Origin of the sequence: Caballeronia sp. LZ028 (assembly GCF_031451415.1) — a bacterium.
Taxonomy (GTDB): Bacteria; Pseudomonadota; Gammaproteobacteria; order Burkholderiales; family Burkholderiaceae; genus Caballeronia; species Caballeronia zhejiangensis.
On the sequence record NZ_JARUXN010000004.1, the window covers coordinates 1,168,297 to 1,181,637 of the forward strand.

Genomic DNA, 13,341 nt, shown 5'->3' on the forward strand with positions numbered 1-13,341 from the left:
GCAATCGTCAGACGGACTCGTGCCAGCGGCTATCGGCGCGCAAGAGGTGCAGGTCGCGGTGGAATCGAGTGTACCCAACCCGGTCGAAGAACTCCAAAATCTGTATCGCGCGCTTGCGGCCGAGCGCGCTCGCATCGCGGAAAGCGGCCGCACCGAGCGCGCCGCCCTGCGTTTGCGCCGATTGCGCGACGAGTTGCGCCAGCGCGCCGATCGACGCGCGGCAATAAAACAGATCGCGCACCACCTGATACACGTCGCCGCGGCGCGCGAGCTTCCTGAGCAGCCTGCGCATCTCGTCCTCGCCGACGCCCTGCGCCTTCGCCAGATCGCGCACCCAGGGCGGATCGAAACGCCCTTCTTCGAGCGATGCGAGCACCGCGCGAGCGAGCGCTTCCTCGTTGTCGTCGAGCGTCACCGCATGCGACGGCAGATGCAGCCACGGCCCGCTCTTCGCGATCGCGCAGCTCGTCACCGCATCGTCGACGAGCGCGCGCCACAGCGCGTCCGGCGCGAGCGGCGCGGCCATGCGGCGCAGACGCGCGGCGTCGGGGCCTTGCTCGTCGGGAAAGCGTTCGTGGAAAGCGGCGAGCGCATCGAGCAGGCGCGCCTTGAGCGCATCCCAGTGACGCGCCGCGATGTAGAGCATGTCATCGTGCGTGGGCACGGCGCGCACGCCTTCGGGCGACAGGCCGCGCCCGTACAAATGCTCGACAAGCGAGCGCGGCAAGCCATACGGCGCTTCGTCGAAAAGCGCATCGGCGCGACCGGTATCCAGCATCGCGACGAGCGCATCGAGCCACGCGCGGCGCGCCGGCGTGCGGCGCTTGCGCGCGGGCGCGAACGGATCGAGCACGCGCCCGCCGCCGACCGTCCGGTTCGCCTGCGCGTTGCGCACGATGAAGCGGTCGCCGGGCAGCGCGCAAACGGGTTGATCGAAGACGAGCTGCACGCGCGCCGTGTTTCCCCCAGCGAGCGTATCCGCTTCGAGCAGCGCCACATGCGCGACGCGATGCGTCGTGCCGAGATGCACATGCAGGGGCGCCCAATGTGTGAGCGTGAGTTGCGCATCGCCGAGCAAGCTCAGTTCGACATCGAGCCGTTCGGATGCCCGCGCGAGCCGCGCATCCACGATCCAGTCGCCGCGTGCGAGCGCATCCTTGTCGATGCCCGCGAGATTGAGCGCGCAGCGCTCGCCCGCACGGCCCGTCTCTGCTGCGCGATTCTGCGCGTGAATGCTGCGCGCGCGCACGGGCTCGCCGCCGGATTCGCGCGGCGCGAGCGCCAGCATGTCGCCGACGTTCACGCGGCCCGCGAACACCGTGCCCGTCGCGATCGTGCCCTGCCCCGTCAGCGTGAACACGCGATCGACCGCGAGCCGGAAAAAGCCATCGTCGCGGCGCGTGCGCCAGTGCGCGGCGGCATCGTGAAGATACGCTCGCAACGAAGCGACGCCCGCGTCACCGTCTTGAGTCGCATCGGTGTCGAACAAGGGCGCACCGTGCAACGGGCCGCGCGCGAGCAACGCCGCGATTTCGGCATGCACGTCGCGCACGCGCGATGCCTCCACGCGATCGCACTTCGTCACCGCGACCGCGCCGCGCGTCACGCCGAGCAGTTCGAGGATCGCGAGATGTTCGCGCGTTTGCGGCATCACGCCGTCGTCGGCGGCGATCACGAGCAAGGCGAAGTCGATGCCGCACGCGCCCGCCGCCATCGTGTGCACGAGTTTCTCGTGTCCGGGCACGTCGATGAAGCCGAGCACGCCGCCGTCGTCCAAAGGCACGTACGCGTAGCCGAGTTCGATCGAGATGCCGCGCGCCTTCTCTTCCTTAAGCCGGTCGGTGTCCACGCCCGAGAGCGCGCGCACGAGCGTCGTCTTGCCATGATCGATATGCCCCGCCGTGCCGACGATCATTCGCGTGCGTCCTCGCCTGCATCCAACTGCGCGATGAACGCGGCTTCATCGGCTTCTTCGAGACAGCGCAGATCGAGACGCAGCGCGCCATCCGCGATGCGCCCGATGACCGGACGCGGCAACTCGCGCAGCCGCTTCTCGATGCGATTGAGTTGCCCGCCCGCGCGTTTGCCGCTCGCGAGGCGCACCGCGAGGCCGTAGCTCGGCAGCACGTCGACGGGCAATGCGCCGCTGCCGATCTGGCTGAACATCGGTTCGGCGCTGACAGTGAAGGCATCGCCGATCATGCGCTGCAACGCAGGTTCGATGCGTTCGGCGGCGAGGCGCATTGCGTCGGCGGGACGCGTGAGCAGACGCAATGTCGTGAGACGCTCGGCCAGCGTTTCAGGCGCGCGATAGAGACGCAGCACGGCTTCGAGCGCCGCGAGCGTGAGCTTGCCGACGCGCAATGCGCGCTTGAGCGGATGCTTCTTGATCTTCGCGATGAGATCCGCGCGCCCGACGATCAGGCCCGCTTGCGGCCCGCCCAACAGCTTGTCGCCGCTGAACGTGACGAGATCCGCGCCTGCCGCGACCGTCTCGCGCACGGTCGCTTCGCGCGGCAAGCCCCATTGCGCGAGATCGACGAGCGTGCCGCTGCCGAGATCGACCGCGACCGGCAAGTTCCGCGCTTTCGCGAGCGGCGCGAGTTCGGCGAGGGTGACTTCCTTCGTGAAGCCGCTCACGGCGTAGTTGCTGCAATGCACCTTCATCAGGAGCGCGGTCTTCGCGTTGATCGCTTCGTCGTAGTCTTTCAGATGCGTGCGATTCGTCGTGCCGACTTCGCGCAGCTTCGCGCCCGCACGATTCATGATGTCGGGAATGCGGAACGCGCCGCCGATCTCGACGAGTTCGCCGCGCGACACGATCACTTCCTTGCGCGATGCGAGCGCGGAAAGCGTCAGCAGCACGGCCGCCGCGTTGTTGTTGACGACGGTCGCGGCTTCGGCGCCCGTCAGCTCGCAGATGAGGCCGTTGATGAGATCGTCGCGATCGCCGCGCGCGCCGGTGTCGAGATCGAACTCGAGATTCGCCGGACGCGTGAGCACTTCGGCGACCGCGCGCACCGCTTCGTCGGGCAGCAGCGCGCGGCCGAGATTCGTATGCAGCACCGTGCCCGTCAGGTTGAAGACGCTGCGCACGTTGCTGCGCGCGCGTTTCGCGAGCCGCGCGTCGACGGCGAGCGCGAGTTGCGCATCGCTCAGTGCATCGACGGACGCGCGGCCCGCTTGCGCATCGGCGCGCCATGCATCGAGCGTCGCGCGCAATGCGGCGAGCGCCTGCGTGCGGCCGTACGTGGCGATCACCGCCTCGAACTCCGCCGATGCCAGCACGCGCTCGACCGATGGCACGCGAGCCATCAATGCGCGCAACTCGCCGCCGTCGCCTGTGACATCGCTCATCGATCGCCTTCCTGTTGTTCGGGCCAGAGCCACGGATGCGGCGCCGCGCGCCGAAAACCCGCATCGCCCATCAGGAGATCGAGCGTGAGGCTCGCGAGATCGTCGGCGTAAGGTTCGAAGTCGTAAGCCTTCTCCTGATAGCCGATCTTGCGATACGTGCCGCATTCGTCGCACGATTCCGCCTTGAGCGGCGCGCTTGTCGCCTTCGCCGCTTTTTCTTCCTCGGGTTCGTCGCCCGTACCCATCACGTGATACGCGATGCCTTTGGTCGAATCGCAGTTCGTGCATTTCGCGCGGACTACGTGAAGCTCCGTCGCGCACAGTCCGCATTGCACGTAGCGATAACCTTCATACGCGCCGCCCACGCGCACGATGCTCGCGACCGGCACCGAGCCGCAGACGGGACATACGCCGGGCGTGTCGAGATACGGCACGTCCCGCATGTCGATGCGGCTCGCGAGATCGGTCCACACGACTTGCAGCGCGGCCGCGATGAGGGGCGCCGCGGCCGGATCGATTTCGGCGAAGCGCAGCGCGAGGATCGCGTCGGCTTGGGCGTCGAGCGCGGCGGCGTCGAGCGCGCGCAGACGGGCGACGAGTTGCGCGAGCGCGGGCGTTAGCGCGCCGGCGGCTTCGATGCCGTCGAGCAGCATGAAGAGTACGTCGCGCCACGCGGGATCGCGGTCATCCGTGAGCGCGGGAACGATCGGCATCGAATGACGCTGATTCAGTTCGATGGACTCGCGCGAGGGCATCGGCGCATTGAAATGCGCGAGCACGCGCTGCTGGGCGTCGGCGAGCGCGGCCATCAGGCGCAGATAACCGGAGATGGGATTGCTTGCGTCGGCGAGTTGCCGAAGACGTGCGGCGCGCGTGGCGAATATCGTCGCGCGCTCCGGCATGCGCAAACGCGGAATGGCCGACGGATCGAGCGATTCGATTCGCGAGGCTTCGACTATGCGTTGGACCACGGAAGGTTTCCTCGCGGGGTGAACGGTCGACCGAGCATATCAGCAAAACGGATATGAAATGGACCGCACCCCGCACGTATTGGCCCAACGTCGCGCCGGATTTCTACTTCCCGATCATCTCCCTGAACCACCGCGGATGATGCTTGCGCGCCCATCCATACGTGACAGTGCCGCGCGTCATCGCGCCGATCGAACCCTTCACCCAAAGCGCCGCATAGATATGCACGATGATCGACACGATCAGCACGAACGCCGTCGCCGCGTGCACGACGGATGCAAGACGAATCACGGTAATCGGGAAATAGAACGCGAAGTATCTGCGCCAGATCACGATGCCGCTCACGAGCAGCAACACGAGACTCGCCACCATCACGAAGAACAACAGCTTTTGCCCGGCGTTGTACTTGCCGATCTCAGGCAGGCGATCCTCGCGATTGGTGAGCACGTCGTTCATCTGCTTCATCCACTGGACGTCGTTCTTGTCCAGATAGTTGTGATGCCAGAAGCGCAGCGCAAGGATCATGAAGGAGATGAACATCACGCAGCCGACGAACGGATGCAGGATGCGCGTCCATTGCCCGCCGCCGAACACGGCATAGAGCCATGCCATCGACGGATGAAACATCGCGAGTCCGGACAGCGCGAGCAGCACGAAGGTGATCGCGGTGATCCAGTGATTCGTGCGCTCGTTCGGCGTGTAGCGCACGATCAGCCGATGGCCCTTCACGTCACGCAGTTCGCTATCGTGTTTCATCTGTACGCTCCTGTCCGCCTTCACGCCGACGCTGCACTTCTTCCGCTTCGCGATGCGCTTCGAGTTCGTCTTCCTCGCTGACTTCGTTCGGCCCGACGCGCGTGTAATGGAAGAAGCCCGCAAACGCCGCCAACGCGATGCCGATCATCGCGAGCGGCTTCGTCACGCCCTTCCATATCGACACGAGCGGACTGATGTGCGGATCCTTCGCGAGCCCGTGATACAGCTCCGGCTGATCCGCGTGATGCAGCACGTACATCACATGCGTGCCACCCACGCCCGCCGGATCGTAGAGGCCCGCGTTAGCAAAGCCGCGCTCCTTCAGATCCTCGACGCGATCGGCCGCCTGCTGCTGCATGTCGACCTTGGTGCCGAACATGATCGCGCCGGTCGGGCACGTCTTCACGCACGCGGGCTCCTGCCCGACCGCGACGCGATCCGAACATAGCGTGCACTTGTACACGCGATGATCTTCCTTCGAGAGCCGCGGAATATTGAACGGGCAGCCGGTAATGCAATAGCCGCAGCCGATGCAGTTCTCCTCGTGAAAATCCACGATGCCGTTCGTGTACTGAATGATCGCGCCCGGCGAAGGACACGCCTTCAGGCAACCCGGATCCTCGCAATGCATGCAGCCGTCCTTGCGGATCAGCCATTCGAGGTCGCCCTTCGGATTTTCGTATTCGGTGAAGCGCATCACCGTCCACGAATGCTCCGTCAGGTCGCGCGGATTGTCGTAGATGCCGGTCGTGTGACCGATATCGTCGCGCAGGTCGTTCCACTCCATGCACGCCGTCTGACACGCCTTGCAGCCGATGCACTTCGACACGTCGATGAGCTTCGCCACCGTGCCCGTCACCGGCTCGCGTATTTGCGTCTGCGGCACGGTCGTCGCGGAGAGACGCTTGATATCGAGCGATTGCAGAGCCATCTCGTCCTCCCTATGCCTTCTCGACCTTCACGAGGAACGACTTGAACTCGGGTGTCTGCGAGTTCCCGTCGCCCACGGAAGGCGTGAGCGTGTTGACGAGATAGCCCGGCTGCGTGAGGCCCTTGAAGCCCCAGTGCAGCGGCAGGCCGACGGTGTGCACCTTCTTACCCTCCACAGTCAGTGGTTTGATGCGCTTCGTGACGAGCGCCACCGCGACGACATGCCCGCGATTGCTCGACACCTTCACGCGATCCCCCGCGACGACGCCGACTTCCTTCGCATGCTCCTCGCCGATCTCCACGAACTGCTGCGGCTGCACGATCGCGTTGAGCCGCGCGTGCTTGGTCCAGTAGTGGAAGTGCTCGGTGAGGCGATACGTGGTCGCGGTGTCCGGGAACTTGTCGGCGGTGCCGAACGCGGCGCGATCGTCGGGGAAGACGCGCGCGGCCGGATTGCTCGTCACCGCCTTGTTGTCGGGGAAGAACGGGTTATGGCCGAGCGGTGTCTCGAACGGCTCATAGTGCGCGGGGAACGGGCCTTCGTTCATGCCGTCGCGTGCGAAGAATCGCGCCACGCCCTCCGGATTCATGATGAACGGACTCATGCCCTTGTCCGGCGGTTCGTCGACCTTGAAGTCGGGGACATCCGGACCGCCCCACGCGCGCCCGTTCCACGCGACGAGCTTTCTCGACGGATCGAACGGCTTGCCGTTCACATCGCACGATGCGCGGTTGTACAGCACACGCCGATTCGCCGGCCACGCCCACGCCCAGCCGAGCGTCTGCCCGATGCCCGTCGGATCGGAGTTGTCGCGCCGGCCCATCTGGTTGCCCGCCTGCGTCCACGATCCGCAGAAGATCCAGCATCCGCTGGCGGTCGAGCCGTCGTCGCGCAGTTGCGCGAAGCTCGCCAGTTGCTCGCCGCGTTTGGCGAGGACCTTCGTCTGATCGGTCGGATCGGTGACGTCGGCGAGCGCGCGGCCGTTGAACTCCATCGCGATTTCTTCCGGCGTCGGGCTTTCCGGGTCCGCGTACGGCCACGTCATCTTCAGGATCGGATCGGGATATTTGCCGCCCTTCTCCTGATATGCCTTGCGCATGCGCAGCCACAATCCCGACATGATCTCGAGATCGCTTCGCGCTTCGCCCGGCGGCGTCGTGCCCTGCCAGTGCCATTGCAATACGCGCGACGAACTGACGAGCGAGCCGCGCTCTTCGGCGAAGCAACTCGTCGGCAGACGGAACACTTCGGTCTGAATCTTCGACGAATCGACATCGTTGAATTCGCCGTGATTCTTCCAAAACTCCGACGTCTCGGTCGCGAGCGGATCCATGATGACGAGCCATTTCAGCTTCGACAGGCCGAGCCCGATCTTCGCCTTGTTCGGCGCCGCCGCAAGCGGATTGAAGCCCTGGCAGATGTAGCCGTTCATCTTGCCCTGCGCCATCAGCTCGAAGACCTGCAGCATGTCGTAGGACTTGTCGAGCTTCGGCAGCATGTCATAGCCGAAGTTGTTGTCGGCCGTCGCGTTATCGCCCCACCACGACTTCATGAAGCTCACGTAAAACGCGCGATAGTTCTTCCAGTAGCTCAGTTGATTCGGCCGCAGCGGCTGCGACGCGCGCTTCTTGATGTAGTCCTCGTATTCCTGCTCGCCTTCCATCGGCAAGGTCATGTAGCCGGGCAGCAGATTCGACATCAGGCCGAGATCGGTCAGGCCTTGAATGTTCGAGTGCCCGCGCAGCGCATTCATGCCGCCGCCCGCGATGCCGATATTGCCGAGCAGAAGCTGCACCATCGCGCCCGTGCGAATCATCTGCGCGCCGACCGAGTGATGCGTCCAGCCGAGCGCATAGAGAATCGTGCCGGCGCGATTCGGCGCCGCGGTCGTCGCGAGCATCTCGCAGACCTTGAGGAACTTGTCGGTCGGCGTGCCGCAAACCTTCGTCACCATTTCCGGCGTGTAGGCGGCGTAGTGCTGCTTTAACAGGTTGTAGACGCAGCGCGGATGTTGCAAGGTCGGATCGGTCTTCACATAGCCGTCGTCGCCGCGCTCGTAATCCCAGCTCGTCTTGTCGTACTTGCGATGTTCCGCGTCATAGCCCGAGAACACGCCGTCCTTGAACGCGAAGTCCTCGCGCACGATGAACGACATGTCCGTGTAGTTCTTCACGTACTCGTGCTGAATCTTGTCGTTCGTGAGCAGATAGTTGATGACGCCGCCGAGGAACGCGATGTCCGTGCCGGTGCGAATCGGCGCGTAGAAATCCGCGACCGATGCCGTGCGCGTGAAGCGCGGGTCCACGACGATGAGACGCGCGCGCCGATGCGCCTTCGCCTCGGTCACCCACTTGAAGCCGCACGGATGCGCCTCGGCTGCATTGCCGCCCATCACGAGAATCAGGTCCGTGTTCTTGATGTCGACCCAATGGTTCGTCATCGCTCCACGGCCAAACGTCGGGGCAAGACCTGCCACCGTCGGGCCATGTCAGACACGCGCCTGATTATCGAATGCGAGCATTCCCCAACTGCGCACCGTCTTGTGCGTCAGATAGCCAACTTCGTTGCTTCCCGCCGACGCCGCCAGAAAGCCCGAAGTCAGCCATCGATTGACCGTCTTGCCGTCGGGCGTCTTCTCGACGAAATTCGCATCGCGATCTTCCTTCAACAACTCGGCGATGCGATCGAGCGCCTCTTCCCACGAGATGCGTTTCCACTCGTTCGACCCCGGCGCGCGATGCTCGGGATACGTCAGCCGGCTCGGGCTATGTATGAAGTCGATGAGCGATGCGCCTTTCGGGCAGAGCGTGCCGCGATTGACCGGATGATCCGGATCGCCTTCGATGTGGATGATGCTCGATTTTGCGTTCTTGGCGTTGTCGCCGAGACCGTACATGAGGATGCCGCACCCGACTGAACAGTACGGACAGGTGTTGCGCGTTTCCGTGGTGCGCGACAGTTTGTATTGCCGGACTTCGGCGAGCGCGGGAGCCGGAGAGAAGCCCATTGCCGCCAGGCTCGAACCGGCGAGCGTGCTCGCAGAGACCTTGAGGAACTGTCGCCGTGACATTTGGAGCATGATTGCCCTCGGCGCGTCGTAATGTGGGTTACTGGGTTACTAAAGTATATGGTGCCCGATTACATCCCGCAGACAGGTTGACACGGTATTTGCACCAATCACAGGTCTTGCGCGCGTTGCATGCAACGAATACTTCATACGCAACCTTGTCGCTTTAGCAAGCGCCGCGCCTGGCCACGCATGTTCTGGAATGGAACGTGCTCGACGGGGTGAAACATTCGCGCTCCATTCATCGAACCGAGAGGTCGCCATGAGTTCCGTCTCAACCCAGAAGATCGAAGCGGTGGTGAAGAAAGACGCTTCGTGGGCGCTCGGCGCGCTGAAGCAGTTCTCGGAAGACCGCTGCGCCGCGATGGCCGCGAGCATCGCGTTCTACTCGGCGTTCTCCCTCGCGCCGACGCTCGTCATGGTGATCGCCGTCGCGGGCTGGATCTTCGGACCGGAGGCGGCGCGCGGGCAACTTTTTCATCAAGTGAACGGACTCATCGGCGATCAGGCCGCGGCGGGCGTGCAGAGCATCGTCGAGAACGCGCATCGCAGCAGCGGGACCGGCATCGCCGCGATCATCTCGTTCGTGCTGCTCGCGGTCGGTGCATCGGCGACGTTTTCATCGCTCAACACGGCGCTCAACATCGTCTGGCCGATGAGCGGCGAGCAGCGCTCCAGCATCATGACGCTGGTGCGCGTGCGGCTCGTGTCGTTCGGGCTCGTGCTCGGCGTCGCGTTTCTGCTGATCGTCTCGCTCGTGCTCGATACCGCGATTCAGGCGGTCGGCATGTGGCTGTGGGCAAATTCGCCGTTCGTGATCGTCGGCGACGTCGTGCAGCTCGTGGTCGGGCTCGCGATTCTCACCGCCGCGTTCGGCGCATTGATGAAGTTCCTCCCCGATGCGCCCGTGCAATGGCGCGATGCGCTCGTCGGGGGGCTCGTCTCCGCGCTGCTTTTCTCGGCGGGCAAGAAGCTGTTCGCCTTGTATCTGACCCACGCGGGCACCGCGAGCGCGTTCGGCGCGGCGGGTTCGCTCGCCGTGCTGCTGATGTGGCTGTACTTCTCCGCCGCCGTGCTCCTGCTGGGCGCGGAATTTTCGGCGGCGCGCGCGCGAATGCACGATCCGCGCGGCGCATGGGGACAGCAGAACAATGGCCGCGTGCCGCCGGGCAGCCGCGCGAAGATTGGCTCGCTGCTCGCGGCCTCGACGCGCACGGCTGTGCCGGTCGCGGGCGCCGCATCCGCCGCCGCGCCGCTCACGCCGGCAAGCGCTCCTGACGATGCCCCCGCCACCGCGAGCGCGCGCCGCGCGATCGGCGCGCGCGCACAACACGCGCAACAACTGACGGGACAGGCGCGCAAGAAGGTGTCCGCCGTCGCGCGGGCGCTGGCGTTGTCGCGCAAGCTCGCGCGCGCCGAATCGACGGCCACGCGCGCCACCGCGCTCGCGATGGTCGGCGCTGGCCGCAAGGCATCGCATGCGAATGCTGCGGTGCGGCGGCATCCGTGGCGCGCGGTGCTCGTGGCGGCAGGCGCGGGAATGGCGCTCGCATTGCTTTCGCGTCGCGATGCCGCGCGTGAAAACGACCGAGGCTGAGGCGCTTGCGCGCTATGTCGCGCGGCTGTCCATCGAATCCGAAAGATCGCGCGCCGGGAAAGCGATTTGTTATTTGAAAAGCAAGTAATCGAATATCGGCGTCCGGAAAATCCGATTCAAATGTCCGATTGCGCCCGGAACTTTTCCGCGATAGCCCTGTCTCCCAAAATTCCCCCTGCGACTGCCTGAGAACCTTGACAGGCGGGCTTCACGCCCAAGTGTGTGTTTTTCGAGACAGTCAATATTTTTTCGTTTCTGAAGTTACGAAACGTTGCGTTATTCTCTGCGCCGGCAACAACGATTAATCATTCGCGTGGAGAATTCGATGAAACGAATCGCACTGACGTCCCTCTCGCTGGCGCTGCTCGGCGCAGCAGGCGCGGCGCAAGCACAAACGAGCGTGACGCTCTATGGCGTGATCGATACCGGTCTCGCATATGTGAGCCACGCCAACGAAAATGGCGACCATCTGTTCGGCATGGTCAACGGCACGCTGTCCGGCCCGCGTTGGGGCTTGAAGGGTCAGGAAGACCTCGGTGGCGGCCTCAAGGCAATCTTCCAGTTGGAAAGCGGCTTCGATCCGGGCACGGGTCAGTCGAACCAGGGTGGTCGTCTGTTCGGCCGTCAAGCGTTCGTCGGTTTGAGCGGCAACCAGTGGGGTACGGTCACGTTGGGTCGTCAGTATGACCCGTCGGTCGACATGGTTCAGGGCCTCACGGCCGACAACTACTGGGGCGCTGCCTTCGCAACGCCGGGCGACGTCGACAACTACGACAACAGCCTGCGCGTGAGCAACGCCGTCAAGTACGTGTCGCCGGTGTTCTCCGGCTTCCAGTTCGAAGGCATCTACGGCTTCAGCAACCTCGCGGGCGCTACGGGCCAGGGCCAGACCTGGGGTGCCGCTGCAACGTACGGCAACGGTCCGTTCTCGTTGGCCGCCAGCTACTTGTACGTGAACAACCCGACGGCTGGCCGCACGACCGGCACCACCGGCTGGAACAGCCCGTCGTCGGATTCGCTGTTCAACACGGTGATCAACGTCGGCTACCAGACGGCCCACGCAGTCGCCATCGCGCGCGGCGCAGGCCAGTACGTGTTCGGTCCGTTCACGGCCGGCGCTTCGTACAGCTTCGCTCAGTACAAGAACGACGGCAGCTCGACGTTCACGGAACAAGAGAAGTTCAACGTCGCCAACGCGTACCTGAACTTCCAGCTGACGCCGGCAACGCTGCTCGGCCTGGGCTACACGTACACGCACGGCAGCGGCGACACGTCGGCCAACTACCACCAGGTTTCGATCGGCGCGGACTACTCGCTGTCGAAGCGCACGGACGTCTACGCTGTCGGCGCGTATCAGCACGCAAGCGGCACGCAGCGCAACGCGGACGGCTCGACGCAAGAAGCGCAAGCTTCGATCAGCGACTTCGGTTTCGCAAGCGGCCGCAGCCACCAGGAACTGGTGCTCATCGGCCTGCGCCACAAGTTCTAAGAACAACCGACTGGCGTGGCACGCGAGTGCCGCGCCGGAAGGACAGCAGCATCCTCGAACAGCCATCGGTTTTCCGATGGCTGTTTTTTTTCGCGTCCGAAAGCGGCAAGCGCAACAAAGTGTTGAATCAACCGCGTGCGCGTCATCCCGCCCGGACAACGGCGGCAGAATCGGCCGAATCTCAATGCCCCGGGGGTTCGCTGAATGCCGCTTCGCTCAAGACTTCTGGCTCCGCTTGCAATGGCCGCGTGCATCGCCGCAACCGCTTGCACGACAGCCGCGCATCGGTCCGATACTGCGCACGCGTCCGCCTTGCCGATGATCATCGCGCATCGCGGCGGCGCAGCCGATTACCCGGAGAACACGCTGATCGCCATCCAGGGCGCGCTGCACAATCGCGCCGATGCGATCTGGCTCACAGTGCAACTCACCCGCGATGGCGTGCCGGTGCTCTATCGCCCGGCCGATCTCTCGACCAACACGGATGGCAACGGAACGGTCGCGGACCACGACTTCGGCGCGCTGCAACATCTCGACGCCGGACGGAACTTCGCCCTCGCCGATGGAAACGGCGTGACGCGCTATCCGTATCGCGATCACGCGCTGCGTATTCCATCGCTCGCGCAGGCGTTGCGCGTGATTCCGCCCGACGTACCCGTGATGCTCGACATGAAGGCATTGCCCGCCGGACCTCAGACGGCGGCGGTCGCGCGCGTGCTGGACGAGGAAAACGCGTGGTCACGCGTGCTGATCTATTCGACCGATGCCGCCTATCAACGGGCCTTCTCGGCCTATCCGCAGGCACGTTCGCGGCTGTTCGAGTCGCGCGATGCGACACGCGCCCGCCTCGCCTACGTGGCGCTCGAATCCACGTGCAAGGACGCACCGTCGCCCGGAAGATGGACCGCGTTCGAGTATGCGAGAAAGATGGAATTGGTCGAAACGTTCACGCTCGGGGAAGCGCGCTCGGCGGTGACGTCGAGACTCTGGACGCCCGCAGCGGTGCAGTGCTTTCGCACCAGAGGCGAGACCCCGATCCTCGCGATCGGCATCGACAACGCCGACGATTATCGCGCCGCCGCCTGTATCGGCATGACGGCCGTGCTCACCGATTCGCCGCGAAAGATGCAAGCGGTCAGGTCGGGTATTGCGCTGCCGCTGCCGTGCCCCTGAAG

General features: G+C 64.6%; 9 protein-coding genes. 3 read left to right on the forward strand and 6 right to left on the reverse strand.

What is annotated here, in order from left to right; translation table 11 throughout:
• Positions 1–7: 7 nt before the first annotated feature.
• The 6 genes from selB to fdnG all read right to left on the reverse strand — a co-directional run bounded on the left by selB (position 8) and on the right by fdnG (position 9,092).
• On the reverse strand, positions 8–1,915 hold the full coding sequence (selB, locus tag QCE58_RS28165) for a selenocysteine-specific translation elongation factor (protein ID WP_250521793.1): 1,908 nt from the start codon (positions 1,913–1,915) through the stop codon (positions 8–10).
• Positions 1,912–3,357, reverse strand: a complete 1,446-nt coding sequence (gene selA / locus QCE58_RS28170) for an L-seryl-tRNA(Sec) selenium transferase (protein ID WP_008352827.1) — start codon at positions 3,355–3,357, stop codon at positions 1,912–1,914. The genes selB and selA overlap by 4 nt, the downstream gene beginning before the upstream one ends.
• Positions 3,354–4,328, reverse strand: a complete 975-nt coding sequence (gene fdhE / locus QCE58_RS28175; protein WP_250521794.1) for a formate dehydrogenase accessory protein FdhE — start codon at positions 4,326–4,328, stop codon at positions 3,354–3,356. Before fdhE ends, selA begins: the two co-directional genes overlap by 4 nt.
• Positions 4,329–4,431: 103 nt before the next feature.
• Positions 4,432–5,082 (reverse strand): formate dehydrogenase subunit gamma, encoded by a 651-nt coding sequence (locus QCE58_RS28180; RefSeq protein ID WP_008352824.1) that lies wholly within the window; start codon positions 5,080–5,082, stop codon positions 4,432–4,434.
• Positions 5,069–6,013, reverse strand: a complete 945-nt coding sequence (fdxH, locus tag QCE58_RS28185; RefSeq protein WP_008352823.1) for a formate dehydrogenase subunit beta — start codon at positions 6,011–6,013, stop codon at positions 5,069–5,071. The genes QCE58_RS28180 and fdxH overlap by 14 nt, the downstream gene beginning before the upstream one ends.
• A gap of 10 nt (positions 6,014–6,023) precedes the next feature.
• Entirely contained in the window at positions 6,024–9,092 is a 3,069-nt protein-coding gene (gene fdnG, locus QCE58_RS28190; RefSeq protein WP_144403755.1) for a formate dehydrogenase-N subunit alpha, read from the reverse strand.
• Positions 9,093–9,342: 250 nt separating this feature from the next.
• Here fdnG and QCE58_RS28195 point away from each other — a divergent pair, with 250 nt between their 5' ends.
• The 3 genes from QCE58_RS28195 to QCE58_RS28205 all read left to right on the forward strand — a co-directional run bounded on the left by QCE58_RS28195 (position 9,343) and on the right by QCE58_RS28205 (position 13,339).
• On the forward strand, positions 9,343–10,677 hold the full coding sequence (locus QCE58_RS28195) for a YihY/virulence factor BrkB family protein (protein WP_008352820.1): 1,335 nt from the start codon (positions 9,343–9,345) through the stop codon (positions 10,675–10,677).
• Positions 10,678–11,002: 325 nt separating this feature from the next.
• The gene (locus tag QCE58_RS28200) at positions 11,003–12,166 is read left to right on the forward strand and encodes a porin (RefSeq protein ID WP_008352819.1); all 1,164 of its coding nucleotides are present in this window, start codon (positions 11,003–11,005) and stop codon (positions 12,164–12,166) included.
• Positions 12,167–12,406: 240 nt separating this feature from the next.
• Positions 12,407–13,339 (forward strand): glycerophosphodiester phosphodiesterase family protein, encoded by a 933-nt coding sequence (locus QCE58_RS28205; protein ID WP_008352817.1) that lies wholly within the window; start codon positions 12,407–12,409, stop codon positions 13,337–13,339.
• Positions 13,340–13,341 lie beyond the last annotated feature (2 nt).

What these genes read in the sequence shown, in the direction of transcription:
- selB (WP_250521793.1), bottom strand. Translation starts at nt 1,915, where the DNA reads ATGATCGTCGGCACGGCGGGGCATATCGATCATGGCAAGACGACGCTC.
- selA (WP_008352827.1), bottom strand. Translation starts at nt 3,357, where the DNA reads ATGAGCGATGTCACAGGCGACGGCGGCGAGTTGCGCGCATTGATGGCT.
- QCE58_RS28180 (WP_008352824.1), bottom strand. Translation starts at nt 5,082, where the DNA reads ATGAAACACGATAGCGAACTGCGTGACGTGAAGGGCCATCGGCTGATC.
- fdxH (WP_008352823.1), bottom strand. Translation starts at nt 6,013, where the DNA reads ATGGCTCTGCAATCGCTCGATATCAAGCGTCTCTCCGCGACGACCGTG.
- QCE58_RS28195 (WP_008352820.1), top strand. Translation starts at nt 9,343, where the DNA reads ATGAGTTCCGTCTCAACCCAGAAGATCGAAGCGGTGGTGAAGAAAGAC.
- QCE58_RS28200 (WP_008352819.1), top strand. Translation starts at nt 11,003, where the DNA reads ATGAAACGAATCGCACTGACGTCCCTCTCGCTGGCGCTGCTCGGCGCA.
- QCE58_RS28205 (WP_008352817.1), top strand. Translation starts at nt 12,407, where the DNA reads ATGGCCGCGTGCATCGCCGCAACCGCTTGCACGACAGCCGCGCATCGG.